The following is a 15,622-nucleotide window of genomic DNA, read 5'->3' on the forward strand; positions in this document are numbered from 1 at the left end:
GTACGCTGACCGCATGCAGGCCACCGCTTACACCTTCGACCCGGACACCCGCACCGGTCAGGTGCTGCTCGACGACGGGACCCCGGTCCCCTTCGACGCCGCCGCCTTCGACGCGGGCGGCCTGTACCTGCTGCGCCCGGGCCAGCGGGTGCGGCTGGAGGTCGGCGACACCCCGGCGGCGGGCGGCGCGCCGCACATCACCCTGGTGACCCTGCAGACCTTCTGAGCGCAGGCCTTCCGAACCTCGAGCCTTCTGGCCTCAGGCCTTCCGACCTCAGGCCTTCCGACCTCAGGCCTTCCGAGCTGGCCGGACGCGCCGCGGGCCGGACTTCCACGAGGGAGTCCGGCCCGGCGCGCGAGCTGCCCGAGGGGCGCGTGACGTTCCTACTTGCCGCCGCGCGAGGCGGTCTTCTTCGCGGTGGTCTTGCGCGCCGCGGACTTCTTGGCGGGCGCCTTCGTCGCGGTGGCCTTCTTGGCCGGAGCCTTCTTCGCGGCGGTCTTCTTGGCCGTGGCGGTGGTCTTCGCGGGGGTGGTCTTCTTGGCGGCGGCCGAGGTCTTCTTCGCCGTCGACGACGTGGTCTTCTTCGCGGCGGCCGAGGTCTTCTTGGCCGTGGCCGAGGTCTTCTTCGCGGCCGTGGTCTTGGCGGCGGAGGCCTTCTTCGCGGCGGTGGTCTTCTTGGCCGCGGCCTTCTTCACGGTCGCGGAGGCGCCGCCGGTGAGGCTGCCCTTGGGGGCCTTCTTCACGGCCACGTCGTTCTTCGGCAGCTTCTTGGAGCCGCTGACCAGGTCCTTGAAGCCCTGGCCGGCGCGGAACCGCGGCACCGAGGTCTTCTTGACCCGCACCCGCTCCCCCGTCTGGGGATTGCGGGCGTAACGCGCCGGGCGGTCGACCTTCTCGAAGGAACCGAAGCCGGTGACCGACACCCGGTCCCCGGCGACGACCGCGCGGACGATGGCGTCCAGGACCGCGTCCACCGCGTCGGCGGCCTGCTGACGGCCGCCGACCTTGTCGGCAATCGCTTCTACGAGCTGCGCCTTGTTCACGTCTTCCCCTTCGGAGACATTGCGAGAACGTATCCGTTCAAGCGTTTTCGCACGTTAGGCAGATATATACCGCAAATCAAACACGAAACGGGCTAATCACCCTTGTGCCGCAACGGACTCGACCGCCCCGGAGTGCTCAGTGGCTCTCGGCGGGGAAACGCCCCTGCGCGAGATCGTCCGTGAACCGCTCCAGCCGCCTTGTCGCGTCGGCGAGATCATGTTTGGCCGCTGCCGTGATGATCAGCAGCTTCCGGGTCAGCGCCACCCGTACGCCCTCCGGGACTTGCAGTGAGCGCACCTTTGTGTGCGCTTCCTTGAGCCGGTCCGCGACTGCCGCATAGAGCGCGAGTTGGCCGTCGTGTTCCATGCACAGATTGTGCCATCTAGGGTGAGTTGTCGCCTGCGCAGGGGGCAACTGCTCACTCGACGGGCCCTTCGACGACACGGCCCGCGGGCGACGTCAGGGCTCGTGTACCCGGACAACATCCCAGCTAACGCGGGGAGTTGGGGACGAATCGGGCGGCGTCAACCCGCCGGTGCGGCCGCGTGGCGCGGTAGCCCAATCGTGGTGGCGGGGTGCGTCGAGGGGTTCGAAGGGGTGGCCGAAAAAGGCCCCCGGAACCGACCGGTCTGGTCGGTTCCGGGGGCCTTCGGGTCCTCGGAGTGCTCCGCGGGCAGCGGAGTCCGGGCGGCTCAGGCGGCGAGCGTCCTCGGCTTGTGCCCGGGCCGCTCGGCCTCGTAGGCGGCGATGTCCGCCTCGTTCCGCAGGGTGATGGAGATGTCGTCGAGGCCGTTCAGCAGCCTCCAGCGGGAGTTCTCGTCCAGCTCGAAGGGGGCGGTGACGCCCTCGGCGCGCACCTCGCGGGCCTCGAGGTCGACGGTGATCTCCGCGGTCGGGTCCTGCTCGGTCAGCTCCCACAGGGCGTCCACGACCTTCTGGTCGAGCACCACGGTGAGCAGGCCGTTCTTCAGCGAGTTGCCCCGGAAGATGTCGGCGAAGCGGGAGGAGATCACGGTCTTGAAGCCGTAGTTCTGCAGGGCCCAGACGGCGTGCTCGCGGGAGGAGCCGGTGCCGAAGTCGGGGCCGGCGACCAGGACGGTGGCGCCCTGCCGCTCGGGGCGGTTGAGGACGAACTCCGCGTCCTTGCGCCAGGCCTCGAAGAGCCCGTCCTCGAACCCGTCCCGGGTCACCTTCTTGAGCCAGTGGGCGGGGATGATCTGGTCGGTGTCGACGTTGCTGCGGCGCAGCGGGACGGCCCGGCCGGTGTGAACGGTGAAGGCTTCCATGTTTTCGGCTCCAGCTTTCTCAGACGCCGGCGGCGACGGGCGCGTCGGACAGGTCGGCCGGGGAGGCGAGCCGGCCCAGGACGGCGGTGGCGGCGGCCACCGGGGGCGAGACCAGGTGGGTGCGGCCGCCCTTGCCCTGACGTCCCTCGAAGTTGCGGTTGGAGGTGGAGGCGGAGCGCTCGCCGGGGGCGAGCTGGTCCGGGTTCATGCCCAGGCACATGGAGCAGCCCGCGTGCCGCCATTCGGCGCCGGCCTCCTTGAAGACCACGTCCAGGCCCTCGGAGACCGCCTGCAGGCCGACCCGCGCGGAGCCCGGGACCACCAGCATCCGTACGCCGTCGGCGACTTTGCGGCCCTTGATGACCTCGGCGACCGAACGCAGGTCCTCGATGCGGCCGTTGGTGCAGGAACCGACGAAGACGGTGTCCACCGCGACCTCGCGCAGCGGCGTCCCGGCCTCCAGGCCCATGTACTCCAGGGCCTTCTCGGCGGCGAACCGCTCGGAGGGGTCCTCGTAGGAGGCGGGGTCCGGCACGGCCGCCGAAAGCGGCGCCCCCTGGCCGGGGTTGGTGCCCCAGGTGACGAACGGGGAGAGCTCCGCGGCGTCGATGACGACCTCGGCGTCGAAGACCGCGTCGTCGTCGGTGCGCAGGGTCCGCCAGTACTCCACGGCGGCGTCCCAGTCGGCGCCCTCGGGGGCGTGCGGGCGGCCCTGGAGGTAGGCGAAGGTGGTCTCGTCGGGGGCGATCATGCCCGCGCGGGCGCCGGCCTCGATGGACATGTTGCAGATGGTCATCCGGGCCTCCATCGAGAGCTTCTCGACGGCGCTGCCGCGGTACTCCAGGATGTAGCCCTGGCCGCCGCCGGTGCCGATCCGCGCGATCACGGCGAGGATCAGGTCCTTGGCGGTGACGCCCTCGGGCAGTTCGCCGTCGACGGTGATCGCCATGGTCTTCGGGCGGGCCATGGGCAGCGTCTGGGTGGCCAGCACGTGCTCGACCTGCGAGGTGCCGATGCCGAACGCCAGCGCGCCGAAGGCGCCGTGGGTGGAGGTGTGCGAGTCGCCGCAGACCACGGTGGTGCCGGGCTGGGTCAGGCCCAGCTGCGGGCCCACCACGTGGACGACGCCCTGCTCGACGTCGCCCAGGGAGTGCAGGCGGACGCCGAACTCGGCGCAGTTCTTGCGCAGCGTCTCCAGCTGGGCCCGGGAGACCGGGTCCGCGATCGGCTTGTCGATGTCGATCGTCGGGGTGTTGTGGTCCTCGGTCGCGATGGTGAGGTCGAGGCGGCGCACGGGTCGGCCGCTCTTGCGGAGGCCGTCGAAGGCCTGGGGGCTGGTCACCTCGTGGAGCAGGTGCAGATCGATGTAGAGGAGGTCGGGCTCGCCCTCGGCTCGCCGGACGACATGATCGTCCCAGACCTTCTCCGCCAGTGTCCTACCCATCGCTTTCCCTTCGGCGGGGACCACGTCGGCCCCGCACTTCTTGAGACTCAGGTGGTGGCCGCGATCGGCGACCACGACGCCACGCCTCCCAGAGTGGCGCGTTCCACGGGAAAGTGAACTTGCGTTTCACAGAGTGAGACGCGAGTATCGTTGCATGGACAACAGCAGCGGCGTCGGCGTTCTGGACAAGGCAGCCCTTGTGCTGAGCGCTCTCGAGTCCGGTCCGGCCACCCTCGCGGGTCTGGTCGCGGCGACCGGACTGGCAAGGCCCACGGCCCACCGTCTGGCCGTGGCACTGGAGCATCACCGCATGGTCGCGCGCGACATGCAGGGCCGTTTCATTCTCGGGCCGCGCCTGGCCGAGCTGGCCGCGGCGGCCGGCGAGGACCGGCTCCTGGCCACCGCCGGCCCGGTGCTCACGCATCTGCGCGACGTCACCGGCGAGAGCGCCCAGCTCTACCGCCGCCAGGGCGACATGCGGATCTGCGTCGCCGCCGCCGAGCGCCTGTCCGGACTGCGGGACACCGTGCCCGTGGGGTCGACGCTGACCATGAAGGCCGGTTCGTCGGCGCAGATCCTGATGGCCTGGGAGGAGCCGGAGCGGCTCCACCGCGGCCTGCAGGGCGCCCGTTTCACCGCCACCGCGCTCTCCGGCGTGCGCCGCCGCGGCTGGGCCCAGTCCATCGGCGAGCGCGAGCCGGGCGTGGCCTCGGTGTCCGCCCCCGTGCGCGGCCCGTCGAACCGGGTGGTGGCCGCGGTCTCCGTCTCCGGTCCGATCGAGCGCCTCACCCGGCACCCGGGCCGGATGCACGCGCAGGCCGTCATAGACGCGGCCACGCGGCTCTCCGAGGCACTGCGGCGCACCGGCTGACATCTCCCGCGGCCCGTGTCCGCCCCGATGGGCGGGCCCGGGCCGTCTTCCTGCTCACTCCACCACGAGAAAGGGCCCCGTTCTTTCGAACGGGACCCTTCTCCTACACGTACCCCCGACCGGATTCGAACCGGCGCTACCGCCTTGAGAGGGCGGCGTGCTAGGCCGCTACACAACGGGGGCGAGGATCTTGCGTTTCCGCAGATCCGAGCTGGTCTACCTGGACTCGAACCAAGACTAACTGAACCAGAATCAGTCGTGCTGCCAATTACACCATAGACCAATACATGGTATAGACCAGTTTGTACCCCCGACCGGATTCGAACCGGCGCTACCGCCTTGAGAGGGCGGCGTGCTAGGCCGCTACACAACGGGGGCCTTTTGGCGATCCTCCGAAGAGAACCAGTACCCCCGACCGGATTCGAACCGGCGCTACCGCCTTGAGAGGGCGGCGTGCTAGGCCGCTACACAACGGGGGCTTTGCAGATGAGCTCTGCGAGCTGGCCTACCTGGACTCGAACCAAGACTAACTGAACCAGAATCAGTCGTGCTGCCAATTACACCATAGGCCACTGGAACGCAAGCCCCCGTGCGGGGGATCTTGTTCTCTTGTCGCGCTTCCGGTCCCGGCCCGTTCGGCCCGTTTCCCTCGGCGCAGGAAGAACATTACCCGAAGGTGGACCGTGCTCCAAAACGGGTTTCCGACCCCAGCACCCCGGGCAGCTCCGCCAGGCTGCGGATCCGCCGCCAGGGAAGCTCCCGTGGCCCGCCGGGCTCCTCGCCGTGACGGTCGATCCACACGGAGAGCAGGCCGGCCTCGGCCGCGCCCCGCCCGTCGATGTCGGGGTGGTCGCCCACGTAGGCGACGCGCTCCGGCGGCAGCCGCAGGGCCTCGCACGCCGCGTGGAAGGCCTCGGCGGCCGGCTTGGAGACGCCCAGTTCGGCGGCGCAGAGCACCGCCTCGAACCGGTCCAGCACGCCCAGCGTCCGCAGCTTGCGCTCCTGCACGCGCAGGCTGGAGTTGGAGAGCACCGCGTGCCGGTGACTGGGCACCAGCGCGTCGAGGGCCGGGAGGAAGTCCGGGAACAGGGCCCAGGCGGACTCGTAGTGGACGATGTACCGGTCGAACCAGGCGTCCGCCGCGGCGTCGTCGAGGTCCCGTCCGGTGAAGGTGCGCACCCGGTCCCGCCGGTGCTCCTCGTAGGTGACCTCCCCGGCGGCGAAGCGCGCCCAGTGCAGCTCGGTCACCTCGCGCCAGCGCGCGAGGGCGTGGTCGGGGCTCTCGTACGCCGCCCCCAGGCCCTCGGCGGCGAGATGGGCGGCGATTCCGCTGCGGTCGGCGGTGCGGTAGTCGAAGAGGGTGTCGTCCACGTCCCACACCACGGCCTCGATGGTCATGGTCCGACGGTACGCCCGCCGGGCGCCGCCTGTCCCCGGTCCCGCCCGTCCGGTCCCTCCGGCGGCAGCCAGGCGACGTGCCCGCCCGCGAGCTCCACGGGCCGCCAGCCGTCCGCGTAGCCGGGTGGGCGGCGGCCGTCGACGGTGATCACGGCGAGCGGCGAGGAGCGCTGGAGGCGCAGCAGCCCGGCCACCGTGATGCTGCCGTCGTGGCCGCCGACCGGCTGCCGGGAGGAGCAGCCGGCGTAGTAGGCGACGGGCACGAACTGGTCGCCGCTGACGACGCACGGCGGTCGGACCCCCAGCCGGTGCAGTTCGGCGGCGACCGCGGTCAGCTCCCGGTGCTGGGCGCGGCTGCGCTCGGTGACCGTGGCGGCCACCGCGAGCTGGACGGCGACGTGCCCGAACAGCGCCAGGGCGAGGCCGCCGCCGAGCAGGGCGCGGGTGCGGCCCCTGGTCCGGCCCACCGCCCGGACGGCGGCGACCAGCGCCTCGGCGACCGGGACGGCCAGCAGGGCGTAGGCGGGCAGCAGGAACCGCGGGGCGGCGTAGTCGATGGTGAACAGGTAGGTGACGGCCAGGGAGCTCGCGACGGCGGCGGCGAGGACGGAGGCCGCGCCCCGTCCGGCCCGCCGGGCGAGGACGATCCCGGCGGCCGTGACCAGCGGCAGCGCGAACCACCACAGCGCGGTCCACCGGTGGTTCCAGGGGCCGACGCAGGGCCGGCACAGGGTGCGGCCCACCAGGGAACGGATCTGGTCGTCGACGGCGAAGCGCAGGCCCATGCCGCCCTGGATCTCCCCCGCGCGGCGCAGCCGGGCGAACAGACCCCCGTAGGACTGGTAGGCCTCCACCACCCAGGGCAGCGCACCCAGGGCGAGGCCCGCGGCCAGTACCAGCGGCAGGGCGCGGTGGCGCCGCCAGGCGGGCACCAGGAGAGGCGCGGCCACCAGCGGCAGGGCGAGCCAGAGGCCGTCCGCGGGGCGCATCACGGCGACGAAGCCGACGGCCGCCGCGGCGAGCCAGGGGGCACGGCGGTCCTCCGGGGCGCCGGGGCCGCGCCGGACCGCGCGGAGGAACCAGCCGGTGGCGGCGAGCGCCCCGAGCGCGCACCAGAGGTTGGGCATGGCGCGGGGGCCGTAGAAGAGGGTGACCCACAGGCCGGCGAAGAAGAGTCCCGCGACGCCGAGGACGACGGGCGGGAGCAGCGTGCGCCACACCCGCAGGGCGAGGAGGAGGCCCAGTCCGGCGAGCAGGGCGAGGTAGACGCGGAGCGCGGCCGGGGAGGCGGCGGATCCGGTGAACGCGGTGACGGGCGCGCTGAGCCAGCTGACCCCGCGGGCCCGGGGGGCCGAGAAGAAGGCGGCGGGGGTGTCGCCGCCCTCGACCTGGGTGACGTAGACGATCTCGTCCCAGCCGAGCCCGGTGCCGGGGATCAGGACGAGTTGGGCCGCGGTGAAGACGGCGGCCGCCGCCGCGGGCCACAGGAGTGCGGGTCGCGCGTCCACGAGACGTTGCATGGACCCACCCTGCCGGTGGGCGGCCGTCCTGCCCAGACGGCGCGGGGACCGCGTCGCGCAGGAGGGGGACGGCGTATAGCCCGAGTGCCCGGGCGGGCGACGCGCGTGTTCCCCACCCGGTGTCCGGGCGGGGAACCCCCGCGGCGCACGGGCGTCAGGCGGACTTGATCGCGGAGATGTCGAAGCGGAGCTTGATCTTGTCCGACACCAGCACGCCACCGGTCTCCAGGGCGGCGTTCCAGGTGACGCCCCAGTCGGAGCGCAGGATCTCGCCGCGGCCCTCGAAGCCGACGCGCTCGTTGCCGAACGGGTCCTTGGCGGCGCCCTGGAACTCGAGGTCGATGGTGACGGGCCGGGTGACGCCGAGGATGGTCAGGTCGCCGGTGACGCGGTAGTCGTCGCCGCCCGCCGCCTCGACCGCGATGGAACGGAAGGTCATGTGCGGGTGCTCGTCCGTCTTGAAGAAGTCCGCGCTCCTCAGGTGGCCGTCGCGGTCGGCGGAGCCGGTGTCGATGGAGTCCATGACGATGTCCAGCGAGGCGGTGGACTTCGACGGGTCGGTGCCGTCCAGGTGCAGGGAGCCGGTGAACTCGCGGAACTGGCCCTTGACGTTGGTGACCATGGCGTGCCGGGCGACGAAGCCGAGCGTGGTGTGCGAGGGGTCGACGGTGTAGTCGCCGGTGAGGGCCGCGAGGTCCGGGCTCACCGGAGCGTTGCCGGCGGCGTCGTTGCTGCGGTTGAAGATGCCCATGATGTGCTCCTCGGAGACGGTACGGACGAATGCCCGCGGATGTCGGTGGTGTCGGTGGTGCCGGTGTCGGTGTCGGTTCGCGTTTCGGTTGAAGATTCAACGAATCCCCGACGAGTACGAAGGTAGCGCCATTCTGTTTAAGATTCAACCGTTCGCGCCGAAGAACCCGCCGATTCACTCTCCCGGACGCACCGCGGGCACCGCGCCGCACTCACCCGGACGGAGCAGAGCAGTTGTGGCGTCCCCACAACACCATGGGCGGTTCGTCAGGAGGATCGCCTGCACGGACGGGGCCTTCTGTCCGGTAGCGCCAGGAAATCGCGCCGGACACTGTACGGAGTCGACGGCCCGGTGTGTCCGGCTCGCTTCGTAAGGTCGCTACATGACCGTTGTGGAAGAGGCACTGGGTGAGCCCACGGAGGACCTGAACGAGCCGGCCGACGCGCGGGGCCGTGTGGCGGAGCTGCGCGGGATCCGGGCGCGGGCACTGGCCGGGCCGAGCGAGCGGGCCACCGAGGCGCAGCACGCCAAAGGCAAGCTGACCGCACGGGAGCGCATCGACCTGCTGCTGGACCCCGGCTCCTTCCGGGAGGTCGAGCAGCTGCGCCGCCACCGGGCCACCGGGTTCGGCCTGGAGGCCAAGAAGCCGTACACGGACGGCGTGATCACCGGCTGGGGCACGGTGGAGGGCCGTACGGTCTTCGTCTACGCCCACGACTTCCGGATCTTCGGCGGCGCCCTGGGTGAGGCCCACGCCACCAAGATCCACAAGATCATGGACATGGCCATCGCCGCGGGGGCGCCGCTGGTGTCGCTGAACGACGGCGCGGGCGCGCGGATCCAGGAGGGCGTGTCCGCCCTCGCCGGCTACGGCGGCATCTTCCAGCGCAACACCAAGGCGTCCGGCGTCATCCCGCAGATCAGCGTGATGCTCGGCCCGTGCGCGGGCGGCGCGGCGTACAGCCCCGCCCTGACCGACTTCGTCTTCATGGTCCGCGAGACCTCGCAGATGTTCATCACCGGCCCCGACGTGGTCAAGGCCGTGACCGGCGAGGAGATCAGCCAGAACGGCCTCGGCGGTGCCGACGTCCACGCCGAGACCTCCGGCGTCTGCCACTTCGCGTACGACGACGAGGAGACCTGCATCGCCGAGGTCCGCTACCTGCTGGCGCTGCTCCCGCAGAACAACCGGGAGAACCCGCCGCAGACGGTGGCCACGGACCCGGCCGACCGGCGCTCGGACGTCCTGCTGGACCTGGTCCCCGCCGACGGCAACCGGCCCTACGACATGGCGAAGGTCATCGAAGAGATCGTCGACGACGGCGACTACCTCGAGGTCCACGAGCGCTGGGCCCGCAACATCATCTGCGCGCTCGGCCGGCTCGACGGGCAGGTCGTGGGCATCGTCGCCAACCAGCCGCAGGTGCTGGCGGGCGTGCTGGACATCGAGGCCAGCGAGAAGGCCGCGCGCTTCGTCCAGATGTGCGACGCCTTCAACATCCCGATCCTGACCTTCCTGGACGTGCCCGGCTTCCTGCCGGGCGTGGACCAGGAGCACGGCGGCATCATCCGGCACGGCGCCAAGCTGCTGTACGCGTACTGCAACGCGACGGTGCCGCGGATCTCGCTGATCCTGCGCAAGGCGTACGGCGGCGCGTACATCGTCATGGACTCCCAGTCCATCGGCGCGGACCTCACCTACGCCTGGCCGACCAACGAGATCGCGGTCATGGGCGCCGAGGGCGCGGCCAACGTGATCTTCCGCCGCCGGATCGCCGAGGCCGACGACCCCGAGGCCATGCGCACCCGCATGGTCAAGGAGTACAAGTCCGAGCTGATGCACCCCTATTACGCCGCGGAGCGGGGCCTGGTCGACGACGTGATCGACCCGGCCGAGACGCGGGAGGTCCTGATCGGGTCCCTCGCGATGCTCCGCACCAAGCACGCCGATCTGCCGTCCCGCAAGCACGGCAACCCGCCTCAGTAGGAGACGAACCCATGAACTCGTCGTTCGACATCCGCGTGGAGAAAGGGCAGGCCGGGCCGGAGGAGCTCGCGGCCCTCACCGCGATCCTGATGGCCCGGGCGGCCGCGGCGCCGGTCTCGGTGCCGGGGCACGGCGGTGGCTCCGTGCGGGCCGCCTGGCGGCGCCTGGAGCGCGAGCCCGGCTTCCGCGCCCCGCACAGCTGGCGCTGACCGCTGACCTCACCCGCGAAAGGCCCGTCCACTCCCCTCGGGGGTGGGCGGGCCTTTCGTCCGTCCGCTCTCCTGCGGCTGCGCCGCGCCCCGAACGCCGCGAAAGCTCCCGGGAACGCCGGAACCCGGCGCCGCCTTGGCGGCGGCGCCGGGTTCCGGGGTGAGGCCGGCGGCTAGCGGAGCCGGGCCATCAGGGCGTGCTCGACGAGCGTGATGAGGGTCGACTTGGCGTCGGCCCGGTGGCGCGCGTCGGTGGTGATGATCGGAGTGTCGGGCCCGATCTGCAGCGCTTCCCGCACCTCTTCCGGCTGGTACGGCTGCTGGCCGTCGAAGCCGTTCAGGGCGATGACGAAGGGAAGACCCGAGTTCTCGAAGTAGTCGACCGCGGGGAAGCAGTCGGCGAGACGCCGGGTGTCCACCAGGACCACCGCGCCGATGGCGCCGCGGACCAGGTCGTCCCACATGAACCAGAACCGGTCCTGGCCGGGGGTGCCGAACAGGTACAGGATCAGGTCCTGGTCCAGGGTGATGCGGCCGAAGTCCATGGCGACCGTGGTGGTCGTCTTGTCCCCGGTGTGGGTGAGGTCGTCGATGCCCGCCGAAGCAGACGTCATGACGGCCTCCGTGCGCAGCGGGTTGATCTCCGAGACGGCGCCGACGAACGTGGTCTTGCCCACGCCGAAGCCGCCCGCCACCACGATCTTCGCGGAGGTGGTGGAGCGGGAAGGACCGCCGCTAGAGCTTGCGAAGTCCACTGAGCACCCTTTCGAGCAGTGTCACGTCTGGCTGGCCGCCGGCGTTCTCGTCGCCGCCCGGCTGATGGATGGCGACCAGGCCCGCCTCCGCCAAGTCGGCGACGAGGATCCTGGCCACGCCGAGAGGGATCTGCAGCAGGGCCGAGACCTCGGCGACCGACTTGATCTCCCGGCAGAGGTTGCAGATCCGCTGATGCTCGGGAAGCTGCCCCTGCATCTGGTGCGGCTGCGCGGTGGTGTGCACCAGCGCCTCGATGGCGAGCTGGTACCGGGGCCTGGTACGGCCGCCCGTCATGGCGTACGGGCGCACCAGGGGATTCTTGGCAGCCGCACCGGGCTCGGCATTACGCCGCTGCGGCGCCACGGAACGGTCGTACGGGGCAGCCGGCTGCCCGTACGGAGACTGCTGCCCGTGACCCTGTCCCTGCGGGTGCTGGGGAGCATACGGCTGCTGGTGCTGGTGGCCCGCAGCGGAGGAAAAGTCGTACGACTGCTCGCCGTGCTGCCCGTTCTGGCCCTGGCCGTACGACCAGCCGCCCGGGTTCGGACCGCCTGGGGGTGTTGCCACTCTCTCTCCTCCTCCAACTGTGCCGGGCACCCAACGTGTGGAAGCCGCGTCCCGAAACCTTACGGTCTCGGGACGCCAAGACGCACGTGGTGTCTGCTAGTTGAGCAGGCTCCCCTGAAGCTCCGCACGAAGATCCGGCGTAAGTACCGTACCCGCACGGTCGACCAGGAGGGCCATCTCGTAGCCGACCAGACCGATGTCCGCGTCGGGGTGGGCCAGCACCGCGAGTGACGAACCGTCCGAAATGGACATGATGAAGAGGAAGCCCCGCTCCATCTCGACCACCGTCTGGTTCACGTGGCCGCCCTCGAAGATCCGCGAGGCTCCCGCGGTCAGCGAGGTCAGACCCGACGCGACCGCCGCGAGCTGGTCCGCACGGTCACGGGGGAAGCCTTCCGACATCGCCAGAAGGAGGCCGTCGGCGGAGACCACCACGGTGTGGGAAACACCGGGGGTGTTGTCCACGAAGTTGGTGATCAACCAGTTCAGGTTCTGCGCCGCCTGGCTCATCGGGCTCACACTAACGCTCCTGGTTGTAGGTGCTGTCAGGACCACGGAACTGGTTCCCGTCGGCCTGGCCGTTCGTTTCGTTCCCGGCGGTGCGTCCGCGCTGGACGCCCCGCCGCAGGTTGCTCAGCCGGCCCCGCACTTCGTCGGGGTTGCGGGAGACCTGCGGGCCGCCCTGCGGGGTCGCCTCGGCGGTTCCCTCCACGAGGTTCGCCTTGGGCACCCGCTTCGGCAGGCCGGAGGAGGTGACTCCGCCCGCCTTGGGCTTGCGGAGCTTGGAGGCGGACTCCCAGCGGTCGTCGTTGGACGTACGCCAGTCGTCGCCCGCGGGGGCCTGCTCCTGACCGTTGCCCTGACCGGGCCCGCCCGTGAAGCCTCCGCGCCGGGGAAGTCCGGCGTCGGTGGTCGCCGGGCCCTGGCCGAAGCCTACGCCGTCACGCATGCCCACGTCAGGCCCCTGCGGGGATTCCGTTTCCTGGGCGTAACCGTCGCCGTAGCCGTTGCCGTAACCCTGCTGCTGCTGCCAGTCGTCCTGGTAGGGCTGCTCGCCGTAGTTCTGGTAGGCGTCCTGGCCCTCGGCCGGGGCGCCGCCCTGACCGGCGTCCGCATAGCCCTGCTCGTAGCCGTTCTCAGGGGCGTAGTACGACTCGTCGTAGTTCTGCTGGTCCTGGTAGCCCTGCTGGTCGTAGCCGCCGTCCTGGTAGCCCTGACCGTCCTGGAAGGTCTGGCCCTGGCCCTGGCCCTGCTGCAGGCCCTCGCCGTAGCCCTGGTCGTCGCCGAAGCCCTGCTGGTGGACCTGGGCCTCCAGCGCGGCGCGGCGCTCCTCGCGGAGCATCTGGCGGCCGACCGGGTCGAGCTCGCGGACGTCCTCCGGCACCTGCTGGTAGCGGGTGTCGTCGAAGCCCAGCTCGGCGGCGGTCCGCAGCGGGGCCTGCTCGACGGCGGCCTGCTGGAACGGCTGCTCCGGGATGATCTGCGAGACGGTGAACTCGTCCGCCGGCAGGTCCTGGGCGGCGCCGCCGTGGGTGATGTTGTCCGGGAGCATGACCAGCGAGGTGGTGCCGGCCTGCTCGCCCGAGGGGCGGAGCTGGACGCGGATGCCGTGCCGGTCCGACAGGCGGCCGACCACGAAGAGGCCCATGTGCTGGGAGATCGCGGCGTCCACGGTCGGCGGGTTGGCCAGCTTGTGGTTGATGTCCGCGAAGTCCTCGGCGGTGAGGCCGATGCCCTTGTCGTGGATCTCGATCATGATGCGGCCGTCGGGCAGACGGGTCGCGGTGACGCGGACCTTGGTCTGCGGGGAGGAGAACGTGGTGGCGTTCTCCAGCAGCTCGGCCAGCAGGTGCACGAGGTCGGTCACGGCGCGGCCGTGGATCTCGGCCTCGGGCACGCCGGCCAGTTCGATGCGCTCGTACTGCTCCACCTCGGAGGAGGCGGCGCGCAAAATGTCGACCAGCGGGACCGGCTGGTCCCAGCGGCGGCCGGGCTCCTCGCCGGCGAGGACCAGGAGGTTCTCGCCGTTGCGGCGCATGCGGGTCGCCAGGTGGTCCAGCTTGAAGAGGTTCTCCAGCTGGTCCGGGTCGGCCTCGTTGTTCTCGAGGTCGGTGATCAGGGTCAGCTGGCCCTCGATCAGCGACTGGTTGCGGCGCGACAGGTTGGTGAAGATCGCGTTGATGTTGCCCCGGAGCAGGGCCTGCTCCGCGGCGAGCCGGACCGCCTCGCGGTGGACCTGGTCGAAGGCGCGGGCGACCTCGCCGATCTCGTCGGTGGTGCTGATCGGGATCGGGGTGACGCGGGTGTCGACCCGGCCCGGGTCGGTGCGCGAGAGCTGGTCGACCAGCATCGGCAGGCGCTGCTCGGCGACGTCGAAGGCGGCGTTCCGCAGGTCGCGCATCGCGCGGCTCATCTGGCGGGCGACGAGACCGGCCAGGATGAAGGCGGCGATCAGCGCGATGAGCACGGCGCCGGCGGCGAGGAAGGTGGCCGTCCTGGAGTCGTCCGCGACCTGCTGGGAGCCCGCCACCGCGGCGTCGGCGAGGTCGGCCTCGATCTCACCGTAGGCCGCGAACTTGGGGTCGTTGACCTGCTGCCAGGTCTGCGCGGTGACGCCCATCTGCTCGAGGGCGGCCGCGCCCTCGGGCGTGGCCGGGTTGTACTTCATCATCGCGGCGATGATCTGGGTGGTGTCGGTCAGGTTCTTGTGGAACGGCGTCTCGGTCGCCGTCTTCTGGAACTGCCGCTTGATCTCGACCGTTTCCGCCTCGAGGCGCTCGTGGTCCTCGTCGCGGCCGGCGCCGGTGTACTCCTCGATGGCGATGCGCTCGAGGTAGGCGAACGAGTAGAGGGTCACCAGCTGCTGCTGGACCGTCTCCGGGTCCGGCTTCACCAGGATGTGCGTACCGACGGAGCGCTGCAGCGACAGGGCGCCCTTGGTCAGCGAGATGGCGTACGCGGTACGGCCGTAGGAGACGACGTTGCCCTCGTCGAGCGTGAGCTCGTTGGCGAAGTCCATGAGGGGGTGGATGACCTTGATGTACCCCTCCTCCGTCTGGGTGCCGGGGAGCGCCTTGGTGTAGGCGCCCTGCCGCAGCTTCGCCAGGAGGTCCTTCGAGTCCTCGAAGATGCGGATGCGCCGCTCGAGGGATTCGTTCTCCGGGGCGTCGAGGAGGAGCTTGTCGAAGTCGGCGGCCGCCTTGTCGGTCCGCTGACGGACCTCCTTGACGACCGGGTTGTCCGCGCCCTTGCCCTCCAGGAGCGGGGCGGCACTGCGGTCACGCTCCTCGGAGAGGGCGTCGGCGTAGTCGAGGGCGCCACGGACGATGCGCGCGGTGGCCGCGGCGTCCTCGGCCTCCTGCCAGGTGTCGATCGATCCCTTGACCTCGACGGCCGCCAGAATGAGGCCGAGAACGACGGGTATGAGCAGGATCGCGTTCAGACGCGTACGCACACGCCAGTTGCGGGGCGAGAAACGACCTCCGCTCGCCTCCGGCGCGGCCACCGGCTCGGAGCCGGGCAGCTCGTCCGCGCGCGGGGGCGGCGTGAAGTTGCCCCGCGCCGACGGCTCGGGTCCGTTCTTGCGTTGCCTCACTCGACCAACAACCTCTCGGCGGTCGGCACCTTCGTCGTGCCGCGGTGTCTCTGGCCCTTGTGACCAATGGGCAGTTCTGGCATTCCAGCATGTGGGGAGGGACAGTTCCAAACGTCCGGATGGGACTGGACGGCACGCGAAACGCCATCCGCAAAGGGGACATAAGGACCGTCGACCGGCAAAAGGCGGGGAG

Annotated in this window: 15 protein-coding genes and 5 tRNA genes; 4 read left to right on the top strand and 16 right to left on the bottom strand. The window is 70.9% G+C overall.

Going from position 1 to position 15,622, the window contains the following annotated elements; all coding sequences use genetic code 11:
* Positions 1-13 precede the first annotated feature (13 nt).
* Complete coding sequence (locus ACWD3O_RS07355; RefSeq protein WP_451412622.1) at positions 14-226, top strand: hypothetical protein; 213 nt, start codon at positions 14-16, stop codon at positions 224-226.
* 158 nt (positions 227-384) lie between these two features.
* Here ACWD3O_RS07355 and ACWD3O_RS07360 read toward each other — a convergent pair whose 3' ends face one another.
* The 4 genes from ACWD3O_RS07360 to leuC form a co-directional block, all read right to left on the bottom strand.
* Complete coding sequence (locus ACWD3O_RS07360) at positions 385-1,044, bottom strand: HU family DNA-binding protein (protein ID WP_451412623.1); 660 nt, start codon at positions 1,042-1,044, stop codon at positions 385-387.
* A 136-nt stretch (positions 1,045-1,180) separates the two neighbouring features.
* Positions 1,181-1,411 carry an SCO5555 family protein gene (locus ACWD3O_RS07365; RefSeq protein ID WP_356137746.1) on the bottom strand — a complete coding sequence of 77 codons (231 nt, stop codon included), beginning with the start codon at positions 1,409-1,411 and terminating at the stop codon, positions 1,181-1,183.
* A 326-nt stretch (positions 1,412-1,737) separates the two neighbouring features.
* Positions 1,738-2,331, bottom strand: a complete 594-nt coding sequence (gene leuD, locus ACWD3O_RS07370; protein ID WP_451412624.1) for a 3-isopropylmalate dehydratase small subunit — start codon at positions 2,329-2,331, stop codon at positions 1,738-1,740.
* Between the two features lie 19 nt (positions 2,332-2,350).
* Positions 2,351-3,775 carry a 3-isopropylmalate dehydratase large subunit gene (gene leuC / locus ACWD3O_RS07375; RefSeq protein WP_451415128.1) on the bottom strand — a complete coding sequence of 475 codons (1,425 nt, stop codon included), beginning with the start codon at positions 3,773-3,775 and terminating at the stop codon, positions 2,351-2,353.
* A gap of 154 nt (positions 3,776-3,929) precedes the next feature.
* Between leuC and ndgR the strand changes: the two genes are divergently transcribed.
* Positions 3,930-4,646 carry an IclR family transcriptional regulator NdgR gene (ndgR, locus tag ACWD3O_RS07380; RefSeq protein WP_328982244.1) on the top strand — a complete coding sequence of 239 codons (717 nt, stop codon included), beginning with the start codon at positions 3,930-3,932 and terminating at the stop codon, positions 4,644-4,646.
* Positions 4,647-4,756: 110 nt separating this feature from the next.
* On the opposite strand, the gene ACWD3O_RS07385 is transcribed toward ndgR, so the two are convergent.
* The 8 genes from ACWD3O_RS07385 to ACWD3O_RS07420 all read right to left on the bottom strand — a co-directional run bounded on the left by ACWD3O_RS07385 (position 4,757) and on the right by ACWD3O_RS07420 (position 8,315).
* Positions 4,757-4,829, bottom strand: a tRNA-Glu gene (locus ACWD3O_RS07385).
* A 28-nt stretch (positions 4,830-4,857) separates the two neighbouring features.
* Positions 4,858-4,929 (bottom strand) — tRNA-Gln (locus ACWD3O_RS07390).
* Positions 4,930-4,951: 22 nt separating this feature from the next.
* A tRNA-Glu gene (locus tag ACWD3O_RS07395) sits at positions 4,952-5,024 on the bottom strand.
* 28 nt (positions 5,025-5,052) lie between these two features.
* Positions 5,053-5,125: transfer RNA gene (locus tag ACWD3O_RS07400), tRNA-Glu, on the bottom strand.
* Positions 5,126-5,146: 21 nt separating this feature from the next.
* A tRNA-Gln gene (locus tag ACWD3O_RS07405) sits at positions 5,147-5,218 on the bottom strand.
* A gap of 94 nt (positions 5,219-5,312) precedes the next feature.
* A complete protein-coding gene (locus tag ACWD3O_RS07410) occupies positions 5,313-6,044 on the bottom strand; it encodes an HAD family hydrolase (RefSeq protein ID WP_451415129.1) in 732 nt (243 codons plus the stop codon).
* Positions 6,041-7,564: a hypothetical protein gene (locus tag ACWD3O_RS07415; RefSeq protein ID WP_451415130.1), complete on the bottom strand. Its 1,524-nt coding sequence runs from the start codon at positions 7,562-7,564 to the stop codon at positions 6,041-6,043. Before ACWD3O_RS07415 ends, ACWD3O_RS07410 begins: the two co-directional genes overlap by 4 nt.
* A 154-nt stretch (positions 7,565-7,718) precedes the next feature.
* Complete coding sequence (locus ACWD3O_RS07420) at positions 7,719-8,315, bottom strand: YceI family protein (RefSeq protein ID WP_451415131.1); 597 nt, start codon at positions 8,313-8,315, stop codon at positions 7,719-7,721.
* A 382-nt stretch (positions 8,316-8,697) separates the two neighbouring features.
* Between ACWD3O_RS07420 and ACWD3O_RS07425 the strand changes: the two genes are divergently transcribed.
* On the top strand, positions 8,698-10,302 hold the full coding sequence (locus ACWD3O_RS07425) for an acyl-CoA carboxylase subunit beta (protein WP_451412629.1): 1,605 nt from the start codon (positions 8,698-8,700) through the stop codon (positions 10,300-10,302).
* 11 nt (positions 10,303-10,313) lie between these two features.
* Entirely contained in the window at positions 10,314-10,511 is a 198-nt protein-coding gene (locus tag ACWD3O_RS07430; protein ID WP_451412630.1) for an acyl-CoA carboxylase subunit epsilon, read from the top strand.
* Between the two features lie 173 nt (positions 10,512-10,684).
* Here the strand turns inward: ACWD3O_RS07430 and ACWD3O_RS07435 are convergent, their stop codons facing one another.
* The 4 genes from ACWD3O_RS07435 to ACWD3O_RS07450 form a co-directional block, all read right to left on the bottom strand.
* Complete coding sequence (locus tag ACWD3O_RS07435) at positions 10,685-11,266, bottom strand: GTP-binding protein (protein ID WP_159535964.1); 582 nt, start codon at positions 11,264-11,266, stop codon at positions 10,685-10,687.
* Complete coding sequence (locus ACWD3O_RS07440; protein ID WP_451412631.1) at positions 11,247-11,834, bottom strand: DUF742 domain-containing protein; 588 nt, start codon at positions 11,832-11,834, stop codon at positions 11,247-11,249. The genes ACWD3O_RS07435 and ACWD3O_RS07440 overlap by 20 nt, the downstream gene beginning before the upstream one ends.
* A gap of 96 nt (positions 11,835-11,930) precedes the next feature.
* Positions 11,931-12,344, bottom strand: coding sequence for a roadblock/LC7 domain-containing protein (locus tag ACWD3O_RS07445; RefSeq protein WP_166021041.1), 414 nt, complete (start codon positions 12,342-12,344; stop codon positions 11,931-11,933).
* Positions 12,345-12,354: 10 nt separating this feature from the next.
* Positions 12,355-15,429, bottom strand: a complete 3,075-nt coding sequence (locus tag ACWD3O_RS07450) for a nitrate- and nitrite sensing domain-containing protein (protein WP_451415132.1) — start codon at positions 15,427-15,429, stop codon at positions 12,355-12,357.
* Positions 15,430-15,622: the final 193 nt, after the last annotated feature.

This window comes from Streptomyces sp. NPDC002640, assembly GCF_053592575.1.